The sequence below is a fragment of the Pseudomonas sp. S1(2024) genome (assembly GCF_046557535.1).
Genome location: NZ_JBKGFP010000041.1, coordinates 27,462 through 48,086 on the forward strand (window position 1 = coordinate 27,462; position 20,625 = coordinate 48,086).

22 protein-coding genes are annotated in these 20,625 nt (G+C 63.3%); 9 read left to right on the forward strand and 13 right to left on the reverse strand.

Annotated features, from left to right (window positions below):
* Nucleotides 1–164 precede the first annotated feature (164 nt).
* On the reverse strand, nucleotides 165–749 hold the full coding sequence (locus tag ACLCGK_RS11465) for a YajG family lipoprotein (RefSeq protein ID WP_013970929.1): 585 nt from the start codon (nucleotides 747–749) through the stop codon (nucleotides 165–167).
* A gap of 145 nt (nucleotides 750–894) precedes the next feature.
* Between ACLCGK_RS11465 and ACLCGK_RS11470 the strand changes: the two genes are divergently transcribed.
* Nucleotides 895–1,128, forward strand: a complete 234-nt coding sequence (locus ACLCGK_RS11470) for a hypothetical protein (protein WP_410952026.1) — start codon at nucleotides 895–897, stop codon at nucleotides 1,126–1,128.
* A gap of 600 nt (nucleotides 1,129–1,728) precedes the next feature.
* Complete coding sequence (gene mqo, locus ACLCGK_RS11475) at nucleotides 1,729–3,237, forward strand: malate dehydrogenase (quinone) (RefSeq protein ID WP_013970927.1); 1,509 nt, start codon at nucleotides 1,729–1,731, stop codon at nucleotides 3,235–3,237.
* A 179-nt stretch (nucleotides 3,238–3,416) separates the two neighbouring features.
* On the opposite strand, the gene ACLCGK_RS11480 is transcribed toward mqo, so the two are convergent.
* The 4 genes from ACLCGK_RS11480 to ACLCGK_RS11495 all read right to left on the reverse strand — a co-directional run bounded on the left by ACLCGK_RS11480 (nucleotide 3,417) and on the right by ACLCGK_RS11495 (nucleotide 5,467).
* Nucleotides 3,417–3,707 carry a PA4642 family protein gene (locus tag ACLCGK_RS11480; protein ID WP_410952027.1) on the reverse strand — a complete coding sequence of 97 codons (291 nt, stop codon included), beginning with the start codon at nucleotides 3,705–3,707 and terminating at the stop codon, nucleotides 3,417–3,419.
* Nucleotides 3,708–3,775: 68 nt separating this feature from the next.
* Nucleotides 3,776–4,246 carry a hypothetical protein gene (locus ACLCGK_RS11485; RefSeq protein ID WP_013970925.1) on the reverse strand — a complete coding sequence of 157 codons (471 nt, stop codon included), beginning with the start codon at nucleotides 4,244–4,246 and terminating at the stop codon, nucleotides 3,776–3,778.
* 187 nt (nucleotides 4,247–4,433) lie between these two features.
* Entirely contained in the window at nucleotides 4,434–4,907 is a 474-nt protein-coding gene (locus ACLCGK_RS11490) for a WbuC family cupin fold metalloprotein (RefSeq protein WP_015268953.1), read from the reverse strand.
* 2 nt (nucleotides 4,908–4,909) lie between these two features.
* On the reverse strand, nucleotides 4,910–5,467 hold the full coding sequence (locus ACLCGK_RS11495) for a hypoxanthine-guanine phosphoribosyltransferase (RefSeq protein ID WP_013970923.1): 558 nt from the start codon (nucleotides 5,465–5,467) through the stop codon (nucleotides 4,910–4,912).
* Between the two features lie 160 nt (nucleotides 5,468–5,627).
* Between ACLCGK_RS11495 and upp the strand changes: the two genes are divergently transcribed.
* Both upp and ACLCGK_RS11505 read left to right on the forward strand, forming a co-directional pair.
* Nucleotides 5,628–6,266 (forward strand): uracil phosphoribosyltransferase, encoded by a 639-nt coding sequence (gene upp / locus ACLCGK_RS11500; RefSeq protein WP_011532223.1) that lies wholly within the window; start codon nucleotides 5,628–5,630, stop codon nucleotides 6,264–6,266.
* Nucleotides 6,267–6,268: 2 nt separating this feature from the next.
* Nucleotides 6,269–7,543, forward strand: a complete 1,275-nt coding sequence (locus tag ACLCGK_RS11505) for a uracil-xanthine permease family protein (RefSeq protein WP_013970921.1) — start codon at nucleotides 6,269–6,271, stop codon at nucleotides 7,541–7,543.
* 132 nt (nucleotides 7,544–7,675) lie between these two features.
* Here ACLCGK_RS11505 and hemH read toward each other — a convergent pair whose 3' ends face one another.
* The gene (gene hemH / locus ACLCGK_RS11510) at nucleotides 7,676–8,689 is read right to left on the reverse strand and encodes a ferrochelatase (RefSeq protein ID WP_410952028.1); all 1,014 of its coding nucleotides are present in this window, start codon (nucleotides 8,687–8,689) and stop codon (nucleotides 7,676–7,678) included.
* Between the two features lie 13 nt (nucleotides 8,690–8,702).
* Complete coding sequence (locus ACLCGK_RS11515; RefSeq protein WP_015268951.1) at nucleotides 8,703–9,608, reverse strand: TIGR01777 family oxidoreductase; 906 nt, start codon at nucleotides 9,606–9,608, stop codon at nucleotides 8,703–8,705.
* Nucleotides 9,609–9,795: 187 nt separating this feature from the next.
* On the opposite strand from ACLCGK_RS11515, the gene ACLCGK_RS11520 reads away from it, so the two are divergent.
* The 5 genes from ACLCGK_RS11520 to ACLCGK_RS11540 all read left to right on the forward strand — a co-directional run bounded on the left by ACLCGK_RS11520 (nucleotide 9,796) and on the right by ACLCGK_RS11540 (nucleotide 14,871).
* Nucleotides 9,796–10,782: an NAD(P)/FAD-dependent oxidoreductase gene (locus tag ACLCGK_RS11520; protein ID WP_013970918.1), complete on the forward strand. Its 987-nt coding sequence runs from the start codon at nucleotides 9,796–9,798 to the stop codon at nucleotides 10,780–10,782.
* A 100-nt stretch (nucleotides 10,783–10,882) separates the two neighbouring features.
* Nucleotides 10,883–11,851, forward strand: coding sequence for a YbgA family protein (locus ACLCGK_RS11525; protein ID WP_410952029.1), 969 nt, complete (start codon nucleotides 10,883–10,885; stop codon nucleotides 11,849–11,851).
* Entirely contained in the window at nucleotides 11,841–12,740 is a 900-nt protein-coding gene (locus tag ACLCGK_RS11530; RefSeq protein WP_410952030.1) for a MerR family transcriptional regulator, read from the forward strand. Before ACLCGK_RS11525 ends, ACLCGK_RS11530 begins: the two co-directional genes overlap by 11 nt.
* Nucleotides 12,731–14,173 (forward strand): deoxyribodipyrimidine photo-lyase, encoded by a 1,443-nt coding sequence (gene phrB / locus ACLCGK_RS11535; RefSeq protein ID WP_410952031.1) that lies wholly within the window; start codon nucleotides 12,731–12,733, stop codon nucleotides 14,171–14,173. Before ACLCGK_RS11530 ends, phrB begins: the two co-directional genes overlap by 10 nt.
* The gene (locus tag ACLCGK_RS11540; RefSeq protein WP_410952032.1) at nucleotides 14,170–14,871 is read left to right on the forward strand and encodes an SDR family oxidoreductase; all 702 of its coding nucleotides are present in this window, start codon (nucleotides 14,170–14,172) and stop codon (nucleotides 14,869–14,871) included. The genes phrB and ACLCGK_RS11540 overlap by 4 nt, the downstream gene beginning before the upstream one ends.
* A gap of 301 nt (nucleotides 14,872–15,172) precedes the next feature.
* Here ACLCGK_RS11540 and ACLCGK_RS11545 read toward each other — a convergent pair whose 3' ends face one another.
* The 6 genes from ACLCGK_RS11545 to hemA all read right to left on the reverse strand — a co-directional run bounded on the left by ACLCGK_RS11545 (nucleotide 15,173) and on the right by hemA (nucleotide 20,518).
* On the reverse strand, nucleotides 15,173–15,691 hold the full coding sequence (locus ACLCGK_RS11545) for an acyloxyacyl hydrolase (RefSeq protein ID WP_039613794.1): 519 nt from the start codon (nucleotides 15,689–15,691) through the stop codon (nucleotides 15,173–15,175).
* A gap of 101 nt (nucleotides 15,692–15,792) precedes the next feature.
* Complete coding sequence (gene murI, locus ACLCGK_RS11550) at nucleotides 15,793–16,590, reverse strand: glutamate racemase (RefSeq protein ID WP_410952033.1); 798 nt, start codon at nucleotides 16,588–16,590, stop codon at nucleotides 15,793–15,795.
* Complete coding sequence (locus ACLCGK_RS11555) at nucleotides 16,583–17,338, reverse strand: molybdopterin-synthase adenylyltransferase MoeB (RefSeq protein WP_410952034.1); 756 nt, start codon at nucleotides 17,336–17,338, stop codon at nucleotides 16,583–16,585. Before ACLCGK_RS11555 ends, murI begins: the two co-directional genes overlap by 8 nt.
* The gene (prmC, locus tag ACLCGK_RS11560) at nucleotides 17,332–18,162 is read right to left on the reverse strand and encodes a peptide chain release factor N(5)-glutamine methyltransferase (RefSeq protein WP_013970910.1); all 831 of its coding nucleotides are present in this window, start codon (nucleotides 18,160–18,162) and stop codon (nucleotides 17,332–17,334) included. Before prmC ends, ACLCGK_RS11555 begins: the two co-directional genes overlap by 7 nt.
* The gene (prfA, locus tag ACLCGK_RS11565) at nucleotides 18,162–19,244 is read right to left on the reverse strand and encodes a peptide chain release factor 1 (RefSeq protein WP_013970909.1); all 1,083 of its coding nucleotides are present in this window, start codon (nucleotides 19,242–19,244) and stop codon (nucleotides 18,162–18,164) included. Before prfA ends, prmC begins: the two co-directional genes overlap by 1 nt.
* Nucleotides 19,241–20,518: a glutamyl-tRNA reductase gene (gene hemA, locus ACLCGK_RS11570; RefSeq protein ID WP_013970908.1), complete on the reverse strand. Its 1,278-nt coding sequence runs from the start codon at nucleotides 20,516–20,518 to the stop codon at nucleotides 19,241–19,243. The genes prfA and hemA overlap by 4 nt, the downstream gene beginning before the upstream one ends.
* Between the last annotated feature and the right edge of the window lie 107 nt (nucleotides 20,519–20,625).

Genomic DNA, 20,625 nt, shown 5'->3' on the forward strand with positions numbered 1-20,625 from the left:
GGCATTCTACCCAAGTCATGCCCAGACGCCCGGCCCAGGCGACAAAGTGTCATCAAATTTCATCTGGCATGGCATGAAGATTTGCCGGCCTCTTCGCGGGCACAGACAACAAAAAACCCGCTGCCTGGAACACAGGCAGCGGGTTTTGTTTTATAGCTGAAGGCTTACTGCCCCAGCACCTGACCGATGGTCGGGTCCTTGAACATGCGGGTCAGGGCATCGCTCAGCACATCGCCCACCAGCTGGGTGTTGGTTTCCTGGTTCGGCGCCATGCCGAAACGCTGGTCCAGCGAAGCGCCGTAACGGCCACTGTAACGGCGGCCGCCATTGGACACGTCGGCACGGAAGGTGGCGCCGATGGTAGCCTCGGTCACGTACAGGTTGTCTTTCGGCGACTGGTACTTCAGCTCGGCCAGGGTCACGGTCAACTGCGGTGCGTTGTAGGCGTTCGGCGTCGGGGTGAAGCCGAGCAGGCGCACGGCGGCTTCGGCCTGGGCCTGCAGCTTGGGCACGATGTCGTTGCCACTCACGCTGATGGTGCTGGTCTCGGGATACATGCCACCGCGAGTGCCCAGGGACTGCGAGGCCCGGCCGTCAACAACCCGGACCACTACCGGCTGGCCATGGCCGACCGGGGCGAGCTGGGCCTTGAGCGTGGGTTGCGGATTGAGTTGTTGCGGGCTGTGGGCACAACCGACCAGGCTGAGGCTGGCCACGGCGATCAAACCGAACAACAGACGTTGCAACATGCGCGTTACTCCAGAAAAAGCGGCGAAGGCCCACAGTATACCTAGCCACGCATCGACCAGTCATCGGTCCGGCCCGCTTGTCACAATCGTTTCATCGCCGCGCCCTTATCCTTGCGCCAAGCCCTAACGCACAGGACTCGCTGCCATGGCCTCGCTCTGGACCCTGCTCTTCCAACGCCCGCGCCACAACACCTATGCCCGCCTCGATACCGACGGCAAATGCCTGGCCTTCAAGCAATGCAGCCAGGCGCCCAGCGGCAGCGGCTGGGTCCAGATCGGCGAAATCCGGCTCGCCTGGCTGGGCCGCGAGCTGCCCGCCAGTGCCCGGGTTTGCGCCCGCGCAAGCCGCCGCTGGCACCAGCGCATCCTCGCGGCCTGACAAACGCTGCAATAAAAACCACGAATGGCGACATTTCTGCCCGCGACATCGCTATAATCTCCCCCCGATTATAAGGACGTCTCCTGATCGGGCCCCGCACTCGCCGATTGACCCCGGCAACTTCAATGCTTCGCCCACAGAGAGCCTTCCACTCAGGTCTTGCATCGGCTGTCGTGCCTGCTTTTCCGGCCCTTCACACTGCATGAACCTGCGGGTTGCCATCGCGCAGTCCCCTTTTGAGGTTCACGTCTCCAAAAGAGCGTGAAAAAACGGTTTTCACAACTTCACAAGAGTGTGGCGAGCAAATGAACAGTCTGGCATGTGCAAAAGCGGCAGATGTGTCCCGAACAGCCCTGAACAGGCGGCAAATGCGCTCATCCCGTATGAGTGTCTGAGCCGTTCCATAACGCACGCACGACACCTTGACCATAAGTCGAATTGCCGCACCCGTGGCAAACCGCGTTCAATACGCGAACCCGAAGACTGATTGGCGGTGTCCGCGGAAGTTGCAAGAACTGCGAAAAGTCGGACATGGCGACCCTGGCGAACCCAGGTCCTATGCTGTCAATTAGGTAGCTGTAGATTGTGGAGACGCGTTAAATGGCGCAGAACGAATCGGTTGATGTGGTACTGGTAGGCGCAGGCATCATGAGTGCCACCCTGGCCGTACTGCTCAAGGAGCTCGACCCGACCCTGAAGCTTGAGGTCGTGGAGGCGATGGACTCCGGAGCCGCGGAAAGCTCCAACCCCTGGAACAACGCAGGCACCGGCCACGCCGGCCTGTGCGAGCTTAACTACACGCCCCAGGCCGCCGATGGCAGCATCGACATCAAGAAGGCCGTGCACATCAACACCCAGTTCGAGGTTTCGCGCCAGTTCTGGGCCTACCTGAGCAAGAAGGGCAACTTCGGCTCGGCACGTGCCTTCATCAACCCTGTCCCGCACCTGAGCTACGTCGAGGGTGACAAGGGTGTTTCCTTCCTCAAGAAGCGCTATGAGCTGCTCAAGCAGCATCATGCCTTTGCGGACATGGAATACACCGAAGACAAGGCCGTGATGAAGGACTGGATGCCGCTGATGATGCCAGGCCGCCCAGCCGACCAGCACATCGCCGCCACCCGCGTGCTCAAGGGCACCGACGTCAACTTCGGCGCCCTCACCAACAAGCTGCTGAAGCTGCTGGGCGACTCGCAGGACGCCCAGGTCAAGTACAGCAAGAAGGTCGTTGGCCTGCGCCGTAACGGCAAGGGCTGGACCGTGAGCATCAAGGACGTCAACAGCGGCGGTAGCCGTGAAGTGGACGCCCGCTTCGTCTTCCTCGGCGCCGGTGGCGCGGCCCTGCCGCTGCTGCAGCTGTCGGGCATTCCGGAAAGCAAAGGCTTCGGCGGCTTCCCGGTCAGCGGCCAGTGGCTGCGTTGCGACAACCCGGAAATCGTCAAGCAGCACCAGGCCAAGGTCTACAGCCAGGCTGCGGTCGGCGCCCCGCCGATGTCGGTACCGCACCTGGATACCCGCGTGGTCGATGGCAAGAAATCGCTGCTGTTCGGTCCATATGCCGGCTTCACCACCAAGTTCCTCAAGCACGGTTCGCTGATGGACCTGCCGCTGTCGGTACGCATGGGCAACATCGGCCCGATGCTGGCCGTGGCCCGTGACAACATGGACCTGACCAAGTACCTGGTCAGCGAAGTGATGCAGTCGATGGAGCAGCGCCTGGAAGCCCTGCGTCGCTTCTACCCGCAGGCGAAGGCCGAAGACTGGCGCCTGGAAGTAGCCGGTCAGCGCGTGCAGATCATCAAGAAAGATCCGAAGAAAGGCGGCGTGCTGCAGTTCGGTACCGAGCTGGTCTCGGCCCAGGACGGCAGCCTGGCTGCACTGCTCGGCGCATCGCCGGGTGCTTCGGTGACCGTTTCGATCATGCTGGAACTGATCGAGCGCTGCTTCCCCGAGCAGGCCAAAGGTGCCTGGGCTGCCAAGCTCAAGGAAATCTTCCCGGCTCGCGAGAAGACCCTGGCGACCGATGCTGCCCTGTACCACAAGATCAGTGCCGACAACGACGTGGCGCTGGACCTGGTGGAAAGCAGCCCGGCGGCCAAGCATTACGCCTGATTCGGCCGGTCACGAAAAAACGCCCCTCGGGGCGTTTTTTCGTTCCTGGTTACTCATTGACCTGTGCCGGCCTCTTCGCGGGCATGCCCGCTCCCACAGGTTTCGGCGTCGCCCTCAGGCTCTGCACCATCCCTGTGGGAGGGGGCGTGTCCCCGAAAGGGACAGAGGACGTTTACAAATCAGCCACGGGCCTTGGCGATGATCTCGATGTAATCCGATGCATTGCGCTGGTCGGCAATCTGCTCGACAAAGGTCTGGCCGTGCTCGTCTTTGCCATCCAGGTCCAGCCCAGCCTCGACGAAGAAGCCGACAAAACGCTCGAAATCGTCGATGCGCAGGCCGCGGTAGGCCTTGACCAGCTTGTGCAGCGACGGCGAGGTCACGCCATCAGCCGGCTCGAACTGGAGGAACGACTTGATGTAGTCGTCGCTGATCTCGTCACCGATTACCTGTTTCTTGTCTTTACGCATTGCCGACTCCAACTGGACCATCACGAAATTTCGAAGGCCGGCAGTGTACCCCCCGCAGGCCGGGCGCCTCAACGCGTACGTACGGTACCGGTGTGCAGGTCGGCCCAGACGTGGCCGTTGCCGTAGGTGAGGAACTGCACATACAGCGTCTCGTTGCGCAGCAGGTCCATGATCACGCGGTAGTCGCTGAGCGGATAATTCAGGCTCAGGGTGCGGGTTTTCTCATCGTATACGGGTTTCTTCAGGCTCTTGGCCGCTTCACCGTCAAAGGTCAGCAGTACCTGGGCGATGGTTGCGCCCTTGCTCAGCGGCTTGCCCTTGAGGCGCACCTGCAACGACGAGGTGATCGGGATCGGCTGCTGGTCGGATTGGCGTTGGGTACCCACTACCACCGAGTAGTCGGTCACTTGCAGCAATTGCTGGCCGGTCGGCGCTTCCTGGCGCAGGGACTGGTCGTCAGGTGGCAGGAACTGGCTGTGCAGCGGTGCGGCGGCGAGTGGCAGGCTGACCGCCAGCAGGAGGGGAAGAAACGCACGCATGTGAGGCTCCTTGAATGAAGGAGCACTCTAGCACGGCCTGCACAGGCTCTTGTAGGAGCGGCCTTGTGTCGCGATGGGCCGCAAAGCGGCCCCGGCCATGTTGGTGGCGAAGCTTCAATCGAGGGGCTGCTGCGCAGCCCGATCGCGACACAAGGCCGCTCCTACAGTTGAGTGCGCCGGCCCGAGATCAATCGAACTGCGCGCGCATCCAGGCCTGGTACTCGTCCACGCCCTCTTCTCCTTCGCGCGGCGCCCAGTGCGCATGTTCGCCTTCACCCACCGGCCGATACGGTCCGGCCTTGCACTCGAACAGGATGCTGTCCGGCTCCAGCACCACAAGCCCATGGTAAATACCAGGCGCCAGGTCCACACCCAGGCAATCGCCGCCCGCCTGCAGCACTCGCTTGTCGGTCACCGCCCCCTGCTCGTTGAAAAGCAGCAGGCCCAGGCAACCCTTGAGCACGACCAGCGTTTCGGCTTTGTCATCGCTCAGGTGCCGATGCGGCGGGATATAGGTGCTCGGTTGCAGCCCGACTGCCATGCGGTGGCAAGGCTCTTCCATCTCATGGAAATTGTGATGTTGCCGCCCGCGCGGGTTGGCTGCAGCCTTTGCGGCCAGCCCGGCGAACAGCGATTGGTCGATGAACGCAGGCTGGCGCATGATCACAGCCCCTTTACGGCGAAGATGCCGTTGGCGTTGCGCCAGTAGCCTTTGTAGTCCATGCCGTAACCGAAGATATAGCGGTCGACGCAGGGCAAGCCCACGTAGTTGGCCTTGAGTTCCGGGCTGGCCTTGCGGTCATGTTCCTTGTCGATCAGTACCGCGGTGTGCACCGAGCGCGCACCGGCGTGCTTGCAGAACTCGATGATGGCGCTGAGGGTGTGCCCTTCGTCGAGGATGTCATCGACGATCAGTACGTCACGGTCGATGAACGATACTTCGGGCTTGGCCTTCCAGAACAGCTCGCCTCCGCTGGTCTGGTTGCGGTAGCGGGTAGCGTGCAGGTAGCTGGCTTCCAGTGGGAACTGCAGGTGGGTCAGCAGTTTGCCCGAGAAGATCAGGCCGCCGTTCATCACGCAGAAAACCACCGGGTTCTTGTCGTGCAGGTCCTTGCAGATCTGCTCGCCGACTTTGGCGATGGCCGCTTCGACTTCGGCTTCGGTGTACAGGCAGTCAGCTTCACGCATGACTTGACGGATATGCTCGAGATCGGCGGACATGGCGCTCTCCGGGGGTGCATTTTGGAAAAGCGGGCAAAGGTACGCATCCGCTCGTCACAGATCAAGCATTTATGGACTAACGTCCAGAATGACCAGACGACAGCACAGGCTGAATAGATTAATCTAGCGCGGTTTTTTTGCCCGCCTTTCGGAGCCCCCTATGCCCACTCGTGAGATCCGCCATCCGCTGATCCGCCACAAGCTCGGCCTGATGCGCCGTGCCGATATCAGCACCAAGAATTTTCGCGAACTTGCCCAGGAAGTCGGAGCGCTCCTGACCTACGAAGCCACCCAGGACCTGCCGCTCGAAACCTACGAGATCGACGGCTGGTGCGGCAAGGTGCAAGTTGAAAAAATCGCCGGCAAGAAGATTACCGTGGTACCGATCCTGCGAGCCGGCATCGGCATGCTCGACGGCGTGCTCAGCCTGATCCCGGGCGCCAAGGTCAGCGCCGTCGGCGTTGCCCGCAACGAGGAAACCCTCGAAGCCCACACCTACCTGGAAAAGCTCGCGCCGGACATCAACCAGCGCCTGGCCCTGATCATCGACCCGATGCTGGCCACCGGCGGTTCGATGGTCGCCACCATCGACCTGCTGAAAAAGGCCGGCTGCAAAGAGATCCGCGCCATGGTTTTGGTCGCTGCGCCAGAAGGCATCGAAGTGGTGGAAAAAGCCCACCCGGACGTGCAGATCTACACCGCCTCGATCGACCAGCGCCTGAACGAACACGGCTACATCGTGCCGGGCCTGGGCGATGCCGGTGACAAGATCTTCGGCACCAAGCAAAAGGACGCCTGACCATGCAGGACGGCTTCAACGACCCGCTCTGGCGCCAGGTCGTTTCGGGCGCGCAGATGCTCTTCGTGGCATTTGGCGCGCTGGTGCTGATGCCACTGATCACCGGCCTCGATCCGAACGTAGCGCTGTTCACTGCCGGCATCGGCACCCTGCTGTTCCAGCTGGTCACCGGCCGCCAGGTCCCCGTGTTCCTGGCCTCGAGCTTTGCTTTCATCACCCCGATCATCCTCGCCAAGGGCCAGTTCGGCCTGGCCGAGACCATGGGCGGCGTGATGGCCGCAGGTTTCGTGTACACCTTCATGGGCCTGATGGTAAAAATCAAAGGCACTGGCTTCATCGACCGCATGCTGCCGCCGGTGGTGATCGGCCCGGTGATCATCTCCATCGGCCTGGCCATGGCGCCGATCGCCGCCAACATGGCGATGGGCAAGGCCGGTGACGGCAGCGTGCTGCTGCCGTACAAGACCGCCATGATGATCTCGATGCCGGCCCTGCTGACAACGCTGATCGTTGCCGTGTTCGGCAAGGGCATCTTCCGTCTGGTGCCGATCATTGCCGGCGTGTTCGTAGGCTTTGCCCTGTCGTTCGCCTTTGGCGTGGTCGACACTGCCAAGATCGCCGCCGCGCCGTGGCTGGAGCTGCCCAACTTCACCGCGCCAGCATTCAACTGGCAGGCCATCCTGTTCATCGTCCCGGTTGCCCTGGCACCGGCGATCGAGCACATCGGCGGGGTCATCGCGGTCGGTAGCGTGACCGGCCGCGACTACCTGAAGAAGCCCGGCCTGCACCGCACCCTGCTGGGCGACGGCCTGGCCACCACCGCAGCCGGCCTGTTCGGCGGCCCGCCCAACACCACCTATGCCGAAGTCACCGGCGCGGTGATGCTGACCAAGAACTACAACCCGAAGATCATGACCTGGGCGGCGATTTTCGCTATCACCCTCGCCTTCATCGGCAAGTTCGGCGCATTGCTGCAAAGCATCCCGGTACCGGTGATGGGTGGCATCCTGTGCCTGCTGTTCGGCTCGATCGCGGCGGTGGGCATGAACACCATGATCCGCCACAAGATCGACCTGGCTGAAGCGCGCAACCTGGTGATCGTGTCGGTGACACTGGTGTTCGGTATCGGCGGCGTACTGATCGGCAGTGGTGATGGCCCGGATGACTGGGGCCTGAAGGGCATCGCCCTGTGCGCCATCGTGGCTATCGCCCTGAACCTGATCTTGCCGGGCAATGATGGCTGGAAGCACAAGAAGCTGGATGATCAGTTGCCTTGATTCGGCTTTAGCCTGACCTGGCCTCTTCGCGGGCTTGCCCGCTCCCACAGGTACTTCACTGCTCTCTGCCATCGTGCAGAACCTGTAGGAGCGGGCAAGCCCGCGAAGAGGCCGGTACAGACACCCTGAAAGTCAGGCCTTTTCGCACATCCCCGCCAGCGCCTTCACCCACTCCGGGTGATCATTCAGGCAAGGCACCAGCACCAGCTCCTGCCCGCCGGCCTCGACAAACTGCTCGCTCCCGCGCATGCCGATCTCTTCCAGGGTCTCGATGCAATCGGCCACGAACGCCGGGCACATTACCAGCAGCTTCTTCACCCCAGCCTTGGCCAGCTCGTCCAGCCGCGCCTCGGTATAGGGTTCGATCCACTTGGCCCGCCCCAGTCGTGACTGGAACGACACCGACCATTTGCCATCGGGTATGCCCATCTTCTGCGCAAAGGCACTGGCCGTTGCCAGGCACTGCCCGCGGTAGCACACCGCGCGCATGTCGGCACTGGCATCCTTGCAGCAATCGGCCGCCTGGAAGTCATGCTTGCCGGTAGGGTCCAGCTTCTTCAAATGGCGCTCCGGCAAGCCATGGAAGCTCAGCAACAGGTGATCGTAATCCTGCTCCAGGTAAGGCCGGGCGCTGGCGACCAATGCCTCGATGTAGTCCGGGTGCTCGTAGAATGGCTGCAGCACGCGAAGTTGCAACGGCAACTGGCGTTCACTGACCGTCTGCCTGGCCAGTTCCACCACAGTGGTCACCGTGCTGTCAGCGAACTGTGGATACAGCGGCGCCAGGGTCACCTTGCGCACACCCTGGGCCACCAGGCGCTCCAGCACCTCGGGCAAGGCCGGCTGGCCATAGCGCATGGCAATCTCCACCGGGCCATGGGGCCAGTGCTCGACCATTGCCGCCTGCAGGCGACGGGTCAGCACTACCAGCGGCGAGCCCTCTTCCCACCAGATCGAGCCATAGGCGTGCGCCGACTGCTCCGGGCGCTTGATCAGGATCAGCGACACCAGCAGGCGCCGTACCGGCCAGGGCAGGTCGATCACATACGGGTCCATGAGGAACTGGTTGAGGTAGCGGCGCACATCGGCCACCGAGGTGGAGGCCGGGGAACCCAGGTTGACCAGCAGCAGGGCGTGATCGGTCATGCAGCGTCCTATGTCAGAGGCGGCTGGACAGGTTGTCCAGAGCCGATTGCAAATCGTTGAAGCGGAAGGTGAAGCCTGCCGCCAGCAAGCGTGCCGGGCGGGCGCGCTGGCCGCCGAGTAGCAGGGTCGACAGCTCACCCAGCCCCGCCTTGAGCAGCAGTGCCGGAACTGGCAGCAGCGCCGGCCGGTGCAAGGTGCGGCCCAGGCGCCTGGCGAACTCGCGGTTGCGCACCGGCTCCGGGGCGCAGGCATTATAAGGACCGCTGGCATCCTTGTGCTGCAAGAGAAAATCAATCAGGGCGACCTGGTCGTCTATATGGACCCAAGGCATCCACTGCCGCCCGTCGCCCAAAGGCCCGCCCAGCCCCAGTTTGAAGGGCAGGCGCAGGCGCGACAAAAAGCCGCCATCACTGGCCAGAACCAACCCGGTACGCACCAGCACCACGCGAATGCCCTGGGCCTGGGAACGCAGCGCCGTCTCTTCCCAGGCGATGCACAGCTGGCTGGCGAAATCTTCGCGCACCGGCGGTGAAGCCTCGGTCAGCTCGCGTTCGCCACCGTCTCCATACCAGCCCACCGCCGAGCCGGAAATCAACACTTCCGGGCGCTGTTCGCGGCTGCCCAACCAGGCCAGCAACTGCTCGGTGAGGGTGACGCGGCTGGCCCACAGCAGGTTGCGCCGGGTCGCCGTCCAGGGCCGGTCGGCAATCGGGGCGCCGGCCAGGTTGATCACCGCGTCCAGCTGATCGTCCGCCTCCAGTTGCTCCAGGCGGGCGATGCCACGCACGCCGGTCCCACAAATTTTCGGCACCTGTTCAGGCCGCCGACTCCACACCGTCAGGCGATGACCCTGGCCGAGCCAGTACTGGCACAGGTGCTTGCCAATCAACCCGGTGCCGCCTGTCAGCAATATATGCATGGCTGTGTCCTCGCAGAATGCGGCGGTGGTCTATTTTTAACATCAAGGCACTTTTTTGACCCGACGCTCTCGGATAAACATAGGCCAACCTGCCTGCCAACACGGAATAACCTTATACAACATTTGAGCATTGTACAGGTTTGCCTGACAGCGTAGTCTGCTTACAGCAAGGTTTGAAGAGGCCATCATGACAGTACCTATCGCCATCATCGGGGCCGGTATCGCCGGTCTGTCAGCCGCCCAGGCCTTGCAGAAGGCCGGGCAATCCGTGCATTTGTTCGACAAGGGCCACGGCAGTGGCGGGCGCATGGCCAGCAAGCGCAGCGAAGCTGGCGCGCTGGACCTCGGCGCCCAATACTTCACGGCCCGTGACCGCCGCTTCGTCGAGCAGGTACAGCAATGGGTTGCCGCCGGTTGGGCCGCGCAATGGAAGCCACAGCTGTACAACTACCGCGATGGTGAACTCAGCCCCTCCCCCGACGAGCAGACGCGCTGGGTGGGCGTGCCGCGCATGAGTGCAATCACCCGCGGCCTGCTCAAGGACGTGACGGTCAACTTCGGCTGCCGCATCGCCGAAGTGTTCCGCGGCAAGCAGTACTGGCACCTGCAGGACACCGAAGGCTGCAGCCACGGCCCCTACAGCCGCGTGGTGATCGCCGTGCCGGCGCCACAGGCCACGCCGCTGCTGGCCGCTACCCCGAAGCTCGCTGCCGTGGCCGCCGGTGTGCAGATGGAGCCCACCTGGGCCGTCGCCCTGGCTTTCCAGACACCGCTGGACACCCCGATGCAAGGCTGCTTCGTGCAGGACAACCCGCTCGACTGGCTGGCGCGCAACCGCAGCAAGCCCGGGCGTGACGAGCAACTCGACACCTGGGTACTGCACGCCACCTCGGACTGGAGCCGGCAACACATCGACCTGCCCAAGGAGGAAGTGATCGAACAGCTGTGGGGCGAATTCGCCGAACTGGTCGGCTGCGTGGTGCCAGCACCTACTTTTGCCTTGGCCCACCGCTGGCTTTATGCCCGCCCGAGCAGCAACCATGAATGGGGCGCACTGGCCGATGCTGACCAGGGCCTATACGCCTGCGGCGACTGGTGCCTGTCCGGCCGTGTCGAGGGCGCCTGGCTCAGTGGCCAGGAAGCGGCGCGTCGGCTGCTCGAACATCTCGAGTGATGTAGGGTTATACAAAAAAAACTGTTTGCATAACTTCCGGGCTGTGCTGGAATGAACCTGTACAACTATTTTGTCTCGTACAGGTTTTTGGAGGCAGCCCATGCACGACTCATCCGCCCACAGCAAGCCGCGTATCGCCATCAGCGCCTGCCTGACCGGGCACAGCGTGCGCTATAACGGCGGCCACAAGGCCTCCGACCTATGCCGTATGCAACTCGAGGAACATTTCGACTGGTTGCCGGTGTGCCCGGAGGTGGCCATCGGCCTGGGCGTGCCGCGCGACCCGATCCGCCTGGTCGGCGACCCCAAGCAGCCGGAAGTGGTAGGCACCCGCAACCCCGGCATGGACCTGACCGGGCCGCTGCGCAGCTATGGCGAGCAAATGGCGGCGGAACTCGATGATATCTGCGGCTACATCTTCATGCAGAAATCGCCTTCCTGTGGCCTGGAGCGGGTCAAGGTATACCAGGACAATGGCCACCCTGCCTTCCACGGTGGGCGGGGAGTGTATGCGCAGGCGTTCTGCGCACGGCGGCCGGACCTGCCGGTGGAAGAAGAAGGCCGCCTGCACGACCCCATACTGCGCGAGAACTTCATCAGCCGCGTGTACGCGTACGCCGACTGGCAACGCCTGCTGGCCGAAGGCCTGAGCCGTGGCGCTCTGGTGAGATTCCACTCACGCTACAAGTACCTGTTGATGGCCAACAACCCGCAGGCCTACCGCAGCCTCGGGCGCCTGCTCGGCAGCATGAGCAAGGACGATGACCCGCAAAGCATCGGCCCGCGCTACTTCAGCCAGCTGATGCAGGCTCTGCGCCGCTGTGCCAGCCGCGGCACTCATTGCAACGTGCTGCAGCATCTGAGCGGCTACTTCAAGGACATCCTCACACGGCAGGACAAAGCCGAGCTGCAGGCCATCATCGGCCAATACCAGCAAGGCGTGGTGCCGCTGGTAGTGCCGCTGACCCTGCTCAAGCACCATTTGCGCAAGCATCCCGATCCGTATCTGCAGCAGCAGGCCTACCTTCAGCCGCACCCCGAGAGCCTGGGCCTGCGCAATGCCGTCTGAGATCCTGTTGCCCATCGGCGAACTGGCTCGCCGCACGGGCGTCAATCCCGTCACCCTGCGAGCCTGGGAGCGCCGCTACGGCCTGCTCAAGCCCCAGCGTACCGCCAAGGGCCATCGCCTGTATCCGCTGGAGCAGGTCGAACGAGTAGAAGCGATCCTTGCCTGGCTGCAGCGCGGCGCCTCCGTCGGCCAGGTACGCGAGCTGCTCGACAAACCGGCCAGCACGCCGCCGAAAGGCGACTGGCAAGCCCGGCAGTTCCAACTGATCGAGGCCATCGCCACGCTGTCGCAGCGCGCCCTCGACCAGCAGCTCAACCAGGCGATGGCCCTGTACCCGGCCGTCACCCTGTGCGAGCAATTGCTGTTGCCGCTGCTCGACCTCCTCGACCTGCGCTGGCGCAATTACTTCAACGCACGGCTGGAACAGGTGTTTTTCCACAGCTGGTTGCGCAGCAAGCTGGGCGCCAGGGTCTACCACGACAACCAGTTGCTGCAAGGGCCTGCCATCTTGCTGGCCGAAGACAGCGAACAAACTTTCAGCCCCGGTTTGTGGTTGTGCGCCTGGCTGTTCACCAGCAACGGCCTGCCGGTTGAAGTGCTGGAGCACACCATTGCTAGCGCGCACCTGCAACGCGCAGCCACCATGCTCAAGCCACGCGCCGTGCTCCTGCACCTGGGGCCACGCATCGATGACAAGGCGTTGCACCGTACCCTGTCCAACCTGCCCGTGCCAACCCTGGCTGGCGGGCCGACGCTGGCGCTGCATGAAACCCGGCTGCGCGCCCTGGGGCTGCCCAATCTTGCCCTGTTCGATACCCCGCAGGCGGCATTGCGTTTGCTGCAAGCCCATGACCGCCAGCCTGGAGAGATGACCGCACCATGCACCTGACCTGGCTGCGCAGCGACCTGCGCATCGATGACAACACCGCGCTAGCCGCCGCCAGCGAACGCGGCCCGACCCTCGCACTGTGGCTGGTCAGCCCCGGGCAATGGCTGGCCCACGACGACGCCGCCTGCAAAGTCGACTTCTGGCTGCGCAACCTGCGCGACCTGCGCCAGTCGCTGGAGCGCTTGAACATCCCCCTGCTGATCCGCAGGATCGACACCTGGGACCAGGCGCCACAGGCCGTACTCGACGTCTGCCGCCAACATCAGGTGCAAAGCGTGCACTGGAACGAGGAGTACGGCATCAACGAGCAACGTCGCGACGACGCCACCCGCGCGCTGCTGGAAAAGTCGTCCATCCAGGCCCACAGCCACCTCGACCAGCTGTTGTTCCGCCCTGGCACCATCCTTACCCGCAGCGGCGACTACTTCCAGGTGTTCAGCCAGTTCAAGAAGAGCTGCCTGGAGCACCTGCACCGCAGCCTCCCTGCCCTGGCCCGCCAGATAAAACGCCAGGCACCACTGCATGTCAGCAGCGACCCGATCCCACAGCACGTGGACGGCTTCGAAAAACCCGCGCAGGCACTGCGCGACCACTGGCCGGCCGGCGAAGCCGAAGCGCAGGCGCGGCTGACCCGTTTTCTCGATGAAACCATCGACGATTACCAACAGCTGCGTGACTTGCCTGCCAAGCCCGGTACCAGCCAGCTCTCCGCCTATCTGGCCGCCGGCGTGATCTCGCCACGCCAGTGCCTGCACGGTGCCCTGGCCAGCAACCGCGGCGAGTTCGACAGCGGCAGCAGCGGCGTGCAAACCTGGATCAACGAGCTGCTCTGGCGCGAATTCTACAAACACATCCTGACCGGTTATCCACAGGTCTCGCGTCACCGCGCCTTCCGCGCCCAGACCGAAGCCCTGCCCTGGCGCGATGCACCGGCCGACCTCGAAGCATGGGAACAGGGCCGAACCGGCTTCCCGATCATCGACGCCGCCATGCGCCAACTGCTGCACACCGGGTGGATGCACAACCGCCTGCGCATGATCGTGGCCATGTTCCTCAGCAAGAACCTGCTGATCGACTGGCGCAAGGGCGAGCGGCATTTCATGCGCCACTTGATAGACGGCGACCTGGCCGCCAACAACGGCGGTTGGCAGTGGAGCGCGTCCACTGGCACCGACGCAGTGCCCTATTTCCGCATCTTCAACCCGGTTTCACAGTCGCAGCGATTCGACCCGCAAGGGCGTTTCATTCGGCACTGGCTGCCGGAATTGCAGGGAGTGGATGAAAAAGCCATTCATTTCCCCGTGAAGTCGGCCGATCTTTTTGCTAGATATTCCTACCACAGTCCAATTGTCGATCTCGACAGCAGTCGTCAGCGCGCACTGGAGGCATTCAAGAACCTCCCGCGCCGGCAGGATCAGAGGGCAGCATCTTGAACAACGCACGCAGTATCTGGGTGACGGGAGCAGGCAATGGACTTGGCCTGGCTTTAGTGGAGGGGCTGCTCGGGCAAGGACACCGGGTAGCTGCAAGCGCGAAGCATGGCGAGGCACTGGATGCCTTGGGTGCACGCTATGGCAGCCAGCTGTTGCGCTTGCCGTGGCAGTTGCACGAAGAACATCAGGCGGCCCAGGCCAGCCAGCAGATCTGCCATGCCTGGTGCGCGCTGGATGGCTTGATCATCAACGCCGGTACCAGCGATTACCTGGCGGACGATGTGGCTGACAGCGAGTTGTTCGAGGCGATCGTCACGGACAACCAGTTGGCCGGCGAGCATTGCCTGGCCAGTGCGCTGCCGTTGTTGGCGAAGGGTGACTCGCCGCAGGTGATGGCGGTGTTCAACCGTTATTCAGCGCTGCAGTTGCATGCACCGACGCAGGTGCCTGCGGGCTGGAACAACATGCCGCAATGGATGCGCGAGCAGCGTCAGGCGTTGAAGGCGCAGGGGGTTGAGCTGACCGTGGTGGGGCCGCAGTCGCTGAAGACACCCGTGACACCGGCGCAGGCGCTACCGGAGGCGTGGACGCCGCAGAATGCGGCGGAAGAGCTGCTGCGGCGGTGGCCGCAGAGGGAGCCCGAGCTTGTGCTGGAGGCTTTGGATCTGACTAGCCTGTGGCCTTTGCCACTCAAGTAATCGATGTGGTGACCGTTCCGGCCCTATCGCCGGCAAGCCGGCTCCCACCTCGACCGCATCGGCTTGAAGTCATGCGCATAACCTGTAGGAGCAGCCTTGTGCTGCGAAGAGGGCAGTAGGGCAGCAGATGTTCTTCTGCAGCAATGGCTTCTTCGCAGCACAAGGCTGCTCCTACAAGGTGATGAGGTAGCCTGAGTAATGGAGCAAGACAGTTGCTCCCCCAGGTACCTCATAGATCTCAAGCTATGTGAGCCCCCCTGTGGGAGCGGGTTCACCCGCGAAGAGGCCGGCACAGGAGAGCTCAGAGCGCCATGCGGTAATGCAGGCTATAGCTCTCCACCCCATCGTTGGGCTGCTTGATGCCCGCGTTGGAATAGTGAATCGCCCGCACGCCAATCTCATGCCCACCGGCAAAGCGCAATCCAAAGCCGATGCGGTCCTCGAACTGGAATGCCGAGCCCAGCTCGTTGTCTTCCAGCTCGGTGCTGGAGAATGCCGCCACGCCAATCCCAGCCTCTATATAAGGCTTCACCGACTCCCCGGCAAACTCGTAGACGAACACCGGCGCGAACGACAGGCTATGGTTGCTCGCGGTCTCGTCACCATCCCAATAGGTGTAGGCCCCATCCCAATACCCCGTCAGGCGCCCGACGCTGGTCTGCCACCAACTCGCTTCCCAATTCGATTGCAGCCCCAACCGGTAGACCATGGTCGAGTCACCGGTCTGCCCCACCGAAAACGAAACGTCGGCAGCCTGCGCCGACAGTGAGTGCCCCAGGGTGAAGACGGCAGCCGCCGCCAAGCCGAGCAGCTTCTTCATGAGCAACATCCTTCTTTGCTGTTATTGGTATCCGCCTCATTTCAGGCAAGGCGGTAGAAAACGGCAGCGGTACGATAGTTCAGCTTCTTTTCACGTTTTTTTCACAATGAAAAGCTTTGCACACTGTCCGAGTTATGCCACAGCAAAGGCAGGATCTTCCTGAGAGATTGCGGATCGGCACTGGTCCAGAAGCGGGTATCCCTGGCCGGCCCATCGGCCAACAGGTCATCCGCGCCCAGCAGCCGCTGCAGTTGGCGCGCCACTGCGGCACCGGTGTCGATGATGGCAACGTCGGCTGGCACCATGCCGGCCAGCAACGGGCGCAGGAAGGGGTAATGGGTGCAACCGAGAATCAACGTGTCACAGCCAGCGGCCAGCAACGGCTGCACATAACCTTGCAGCAACTGGCGCAGCGCCGGGCTGGCCAGGTCACCGGTCTCGATCAGATCGACCAGGCCCGGGCAAGGTTGGGTGATGACCTGTACGTCATTGGCAAAACGATCGAGCAAGGCAGTGAACTTGGCACTCTGCAGGGTACCGGTAGTGGCCAGCACACCGACCACGCCAGAGCGCGTAGCGGCGGCAGCGGGCTTCACCGCCGGCTCCATGCCCACCAGCGGCCAGTTCGGGTACAACTCGCGCAGGTCGGCCACCGCCGCCACCGTGGCGGTATTGCAGGCCAGTACCATGGCCTTGGCGCCCTGTTCATGGAAGAACGCAGCAATGCGCCGGAGACGCTCACGGATATAGTCCGGCGACTTCTCGCCGTAGGGTATGTGGCCGCAATCGCCCACGTACAGCAGCGTCTCGTTGGGCAGCAGGCGCTGGATCTCGGCGAGTACCGACAAGCCGCCAACCCCGGAGTCCATCACGCCGACCGGCGCCGATCGCTCAGCCATCGCGCTTACCACAGACCGCACAAGCCGGGTCGCGCTTGACCCGCAATTCGCGGATACGAGTGCCGAGAGCATCGATCAACAGCAGGCGGCCGACCAGCGGCTCGCCGAACCCGGCCAGCAGCTTCATCGCCTCCAGCGCCTGCAGGCTGCCTACCAGGCCCACCAATGGGCCGATCACGCCGGCTTCGCTGCAGGTCAGTTCGGCTTCGCTGCCATGGCCGTACAGGCAATGGTAGCAAGGGCTGTAGTCACGCCGTGGGTCGAATACCGACAACTGTCCTTCCAGGCGGATCGCCGCACCGCTGACCAGCGGCTTGCCAGCCGCGAAACAGGCAGCGTTGACCGCCTCGCGGGTACCGAAATTGTCAGAGCAGTCCAGCACCAGGTCGACCGCTGCCACAGCGGCCGCCAGCGAGTCCTCGTCCAGAGCCTGGCGATGGGCAACCAGGTTGATTTCCGGGTTGATTGCCTGCAGGCGCTGCAGGGCCGAATCGACCTTGCTCATGCCCACGCTCGCACTGTCGTGGATCACCTGGCGTTGCAGGTTGGTCAGGTCGACGGTGTCAAAGTCCGCCAGGTGCAGTTCACCGACCCCGGCGGCGGCCAGGTACAAGGCGACGGGCGAGCCAAGGCCGCCGAGCCCGACGATCAGCGCCTTGCTCTGCTTGAGCCGCAACTGGCCGTCGATGTCGATCTGGGCCAGCAAAACCTGCCGGCTGTAACGCAGCAGTTCCTGATCACTCAGCATGGCAGGCGCCCCAGGGTAATGCGTTCATGGCCGCCCAGGTCCGTGCGGCTAGCGACCTCGATGAAGCCTTGTTCAGCCAGCAAGGCGCGCACCGCCGCTGCCTGATCGTAGCCGTGTTCCAGCAGTAACCAGCCACCCGGTACCAGGTGCGCGGGCGCCTGGGCAGCTATCACGCGCAGATCGTCCAGGCCATCGGCACCGGCCACCAGCGCACTGCTGGGCTCGAAGCGTACATCACCGGCGACCAAATGCGGGTCTGCGGCAGCGATGTAGGGCGGGTTGCTGACAATCAGGTCGAAACGCTCGCCGGCCAGACTGTCGAACCAGTGGCTGAGCCGTACCTGGGCGTTTGCCAGGCCCAGCCGCTGGCGGTTGCGCTCAGCCAGGGCTGCAGCCTCCTCCACGCGGTCCACTGCGGTCACCTGCCAGGCCGGGCGATCGCTGGCCAGGGCCAAGGCAATCGCGCCGGTGCCGGTGCCCAGGTCAAGGACCTTGGCCGGCGTGGCGGGTTGCAGTTCAAGGGCAGCTTCGACCAGCAGCTCGGTATCCGGCCGCGGGATCAGGGTATGCGGTGCCACTTCCAGGTCGATCTTCCAGAAGCCCTGCAGCCCGAGAATGTAGGCGACCGGTTCGCCGCCACGGCGGCGCTGCAGGTAGCCAGCATAGGTCTCGGCATCTTCGCTGCTGACGATTCGCTCGGGCCAGGTGTGCAGGTAGCTGCGCGATTTGCCGATGGCCGCGGCCAACAGCAACTCGGCATCCAGCCGCTCGGTAGGCGACTCTGGCAACTGCGCGTTGCGCAGCAGGCTGGCGATGATGGTCATCAGTCCCCCAGAGCGGCCAGTTGATCGGCCTGGTATTCGGCCAGCAGCGGTTCGATCACCGCCTCCACCCCGCCGGCGAGGATATCGTCCAGCGAGTACAGGGTCAGGTTGATACGGTGGTCGGTCACCCGCCCCTGTGGATAATTGTACGTACGGATGCGCTCGGAACGGTCGCCAGAGCCGACCAGCAGCTTGCGTTCGGTGGCGATGGCGTTCTGCGCGGCGCTGGTCTGCATGTCGTTGAGCTTGGCCGACAGCCAGGACATGGCGCGGGCACGGTTCTTGTGCTGCGAGCGCTCTTCCTGGCACTCGACCACGATACCGGTGGGCAAGTGGGTGATCCGGATCGCCGAGTCGGTCTTGTTGACGTGCTGGCCGCCGGCACCGGATGCGCGATAGGTATCTACCCGCAGGTCGGCCGGGTTGATCTCGATGGCCGCCTGTTCGTCCGGCTCGGGCAGTACCGCCACGGTGCACGCGGAGGTGTGGATACGGCCCTGGGATTCGGTCTCGGGCACGCGCTGCACGCGGTGCGCGCCGGACTCGAACTTGAGCTTGCCGTACACGCTCTCACCCTCGACGCGGGCGATGATTTCCTTGTAGCCGCCGTGCTCGCCTTCGTTCTCGGAGAGGATTTCCAGGCGCCAGCCACGCTTTTCGGCGTAGCGCGAATACATGCGGAACAGGTCGCCGGAGAAGATCGCCGCCTCGTCGCCACCGGTGCCGGCACGGATTTCGAGGAACACGTTACGGCCATCGTTGGGGTCCTTGGGCAACAGCATGCGTTGCAGCTGCGACTCCAGCGTCAGCAGTTGTTCCTTGGCTTCACGCACTTCTTCCACGGCCATTTCGCGCAGGTCCGGGTCACTGTCCTTGAGCAGCGCCTGGGCACCTTCGAGGTCGTCCTGGACTTTGCGCCACTCTTTATAAGCAGCGTAGACCGGCTCGACTTCGGCGTATTCACGGGAATAGGCGCGAAAGCGCGTCTGGTCGGAAATGACCTCGGCATCACCAAGCAGAGCGGTGAGTTCTTCGAAGCGGTCCTGGAGGATTTCCAGTTTGTTCAGCAGCGACGCTTTCATTGCGGGGATTTGTCCGTCGAGCCCTCGTTGAGGGCAAAGAGTTCCTGGGCCATGGCCAGCGCATCGAGGCGGCCCTCGGCCGAGAGCCTTTTCAATTGCACGCTGGGCGCGTGCAGGAGTTTGTTGGTCAGCCCCCGGGCCAGTTGGGCCAGTACGTCTTCGGGGTTGCCGCCGTTGGCCAGCAGCCGCTGGGCCTTTTGCAGTTCTTCGTCGCGCAGGCGCTCGCATTGCTGGCGATAGGCCTTGAGCACATCCACCGCGGCCAGCTCGCGCAGGCGCAGCATGAAGTCCTCTGCCCCCACCGACACCAGCTCTTCGGCGGCCTGGGCCGCGCCCTGGCGACTTTTGAGGTTTTCTGCCACAACGTCGTGCAGGTCATCGACAGTGTACAGGTAGACGTCATCCAGTTCGCCGACTTCGGTTTCGATATCGCGCGGTACAGCAATGTCGACCATGAAAATCGGCTTGTGCCGGCGCTGCTTCAGCGCGCTCTCGACAGCACCCTTGCCAAGGATCGGCAACTGGCTGGCAGTGGAACTGATGACGATATCGCTGTTGGCCAGTTCCTGTGGGATGTCGGCCAGCAGAACCGCGTGCGCACCGAACTGTTCGGCCAGGATGCTGGCCCGCTCGAGGGTACGGTTGGCCACGACGATACGGCGCACGCCCTGCTCATGCAGGTGGCGGGCGACCAGGGTGATGGTTTCGCCAGCACCGATCAGCAGGGCCTGGCTGCGGCCCAGGTCGCTGAAGATCTGCTTGGCCAGGCTGACCGCGGCAAACGCCACCGACACCGGGTTTTCACCGATGGCAGTGTCGGTGCGCACCTGCTTGGCGGCACTGAAGGTGGCCTGGAACAGCCGCCCGAGCAGCGGGCCGACGGTGCCGGCCTCACGCGCCACGGCATAGGCGGACTTCATCTGGCCGAGGATCTGCGGTTCGCCGAGCACCAGCGAGTCCAGGCCGGAGGCCACCCGCATCATGTGCTTTACCGCCTCGTGCTCTTCGTGCACGTAGGCGCTGGCGCGCAGCTCGTCCAGGCTGAGGCGGTGGTAATCGGCGAGCCATTGCAGCACGGCATCGGCGGACAGGTGGTCCTGCTCGATATAGAGCTCGCTACGGTTGCAGGTCGACAGAATCGCCGCTTCGCGGCTGGATGTCAGTCGGCAGAGCTGCTGCAGGGCGTCTACCAGCTGCTCTGGGGTAAACGCCACGCGCTCGCGTACGTCTACCGAGGCAGTCTTATGGTTGATACCAAGTGCAAGAAAGGCCATGCAAGGTCGCTGGTTGTGACGGGAAGCCGATAATTGTCCTCTTTCGCAGGTTTTTGGACAACCACCGTTCGCTATTGCGCTGATAGCGCTGCGGCTATCGCCGGCTT

Bases quoted from the DNA above. Each gene is read 5' to 3' on its own strand.
- ACLCGK_RS11465 (WP_013970929.1), bottom strand. From the start codon at position 749: ATGTTGCAACGTCTGTTGTTCGGTTTGATCGCCGTGGCCAGCCTCAGC.
- ACLCGK_RS11470 (WP_410952026.1), top strand. From the start codon at position 895: ATGGCCTCGCTCTGGACCCTGCTCTTCCAACGCCCGCGCCACAACACC.
- mqo (WP_013970927.1), top strand. From the start codon at position 1,729: ATGGCGCAGAACGAATCGGTTGATGTGGTACTGGTAGGCGCAGGCATC.
- ACLCGK_RS11480 (WP_410952027.1), bottom strand. From the start codon at position 3,707: ATGCGTAAAGACAAGAAACAGGTAATCGGTGACGAGATCAGCGACGAC.
- ACLCGK_RS11485 (WP_013970925.1), bottom strand. From the start codon at position 4,246: ATGCGTGCGTTTCTTCCCCTCCTGCTGGCGGTCAGCCTGCCACTCGCC.
- ACLCGK_RS11490 (WP_015268953.1), bottom strand. From the start codon at position 4,907: ATGCGCCAGCCTGCGTTCATCGACCAATCGCTGTTCGCCGGGCTGGCC.
- ACLCGK_RS11495 (WP_013970923.1), bottom strand. From the start codon at position 5,467: ATGTCCGCCGATCTCGAGCATATCCGTCAAGTCATGCGTGAAGCTGAC.
- upp (WP_011532223.1), top strand. From the start codon at position 5,628: ATGCCCACTCGTGAGATCCGCCATCCGCTGATCCGCCACAAGCTCGGC.
- ACLCGK_RS11505 (WP_013970921.1), top strand. From the start codon at position 6,269: ATGCAGGACGGCTTCAACGACCCGCTCTGGCGCCAGGTCGTTTCGGGC.
- hemH (WP_410952028.1), bottom strand. From the start codon at position 8,689: ATGACCGATCACGCCCTGCTGCTGGTCAACCTGGGTTCCCCGGCCTCC.
- ACLCGK_RS11515 (WP_015268951.1), bottom strand. From the start codon at position 9,608: ATGCATATATTGCTGACAGGCGGCACCGGGTTGATTGGCAAGCACCTG.
- ACLCGK_RS11520 (WP_013970918.1), top strand. From the start codon at position 9,796: ATGACAGTACCTATCGCCATCATCGGGGCCGGTATCGCCGGTCTGTCA.
- ACLCGK_RS11525 (WP_410952029.1), top strand. From the start codon at position 10,883: ATGCACGACTCATCCGCCCACAGCAAGCCGCGTATCGCCATCAGCGCC.
- ACLCGK_RS11530 (WP_410952030.1), top strand. From the start codon at position 11,841: ATGCCGTCTGAGATCCTGTTGCCCATCGGCGAACTGGCTCGCCGCACG.
- phrB (WP_410952031.1), top strand. From the start codon at position 12,731: ATGCACCTGACCTGGCTGCGCAGCGACCTGCGCATCGATGACAACACC.
- ACLCGK_RS11545 (WP_039613794.1), bottom strand. From the start codon at position 15,691: ATGAAGAAGCTGCTCGGCTTGGCGGCGGCTGCCGTCTTCACCCTGGGG.
- murI (WP_410952033.1), bottom strand. From the start codon at position 16,590: ATGGCTGAGCGATCGGCGCCGGTCGGCGTGATGGACTCCGGGGTTGGC.
- ACLCGK_RS11555 (WP_410952034.1), bottom strand. From the start codon at position 17,338: ATGCTGAGTGATCAGGAACTGCTGCGTTACAGCCGGCAGGTTTTGCTG.
- prmC (WP_013970910.1), bottom strand. From the start codon at position 18,162: ATGACCATCATCGCCAGCCTGCTGCGCAACGCGCAGTTGCCAGAGTCG.
- prfA (WP_013970909.1), bottom strand. From the start codon at position 19,244: ATGAAAGCGTCGCTGCTGAACAAACTGGAAATCCTCCAGGACCGCTTC.
- hemA (WP_013970908.1), bottom strand. From the start codon at position 20,518: ATGGCCTTTCTTGCACTTGGTATCAACCATAAGACTGCCTCGGTAGAC.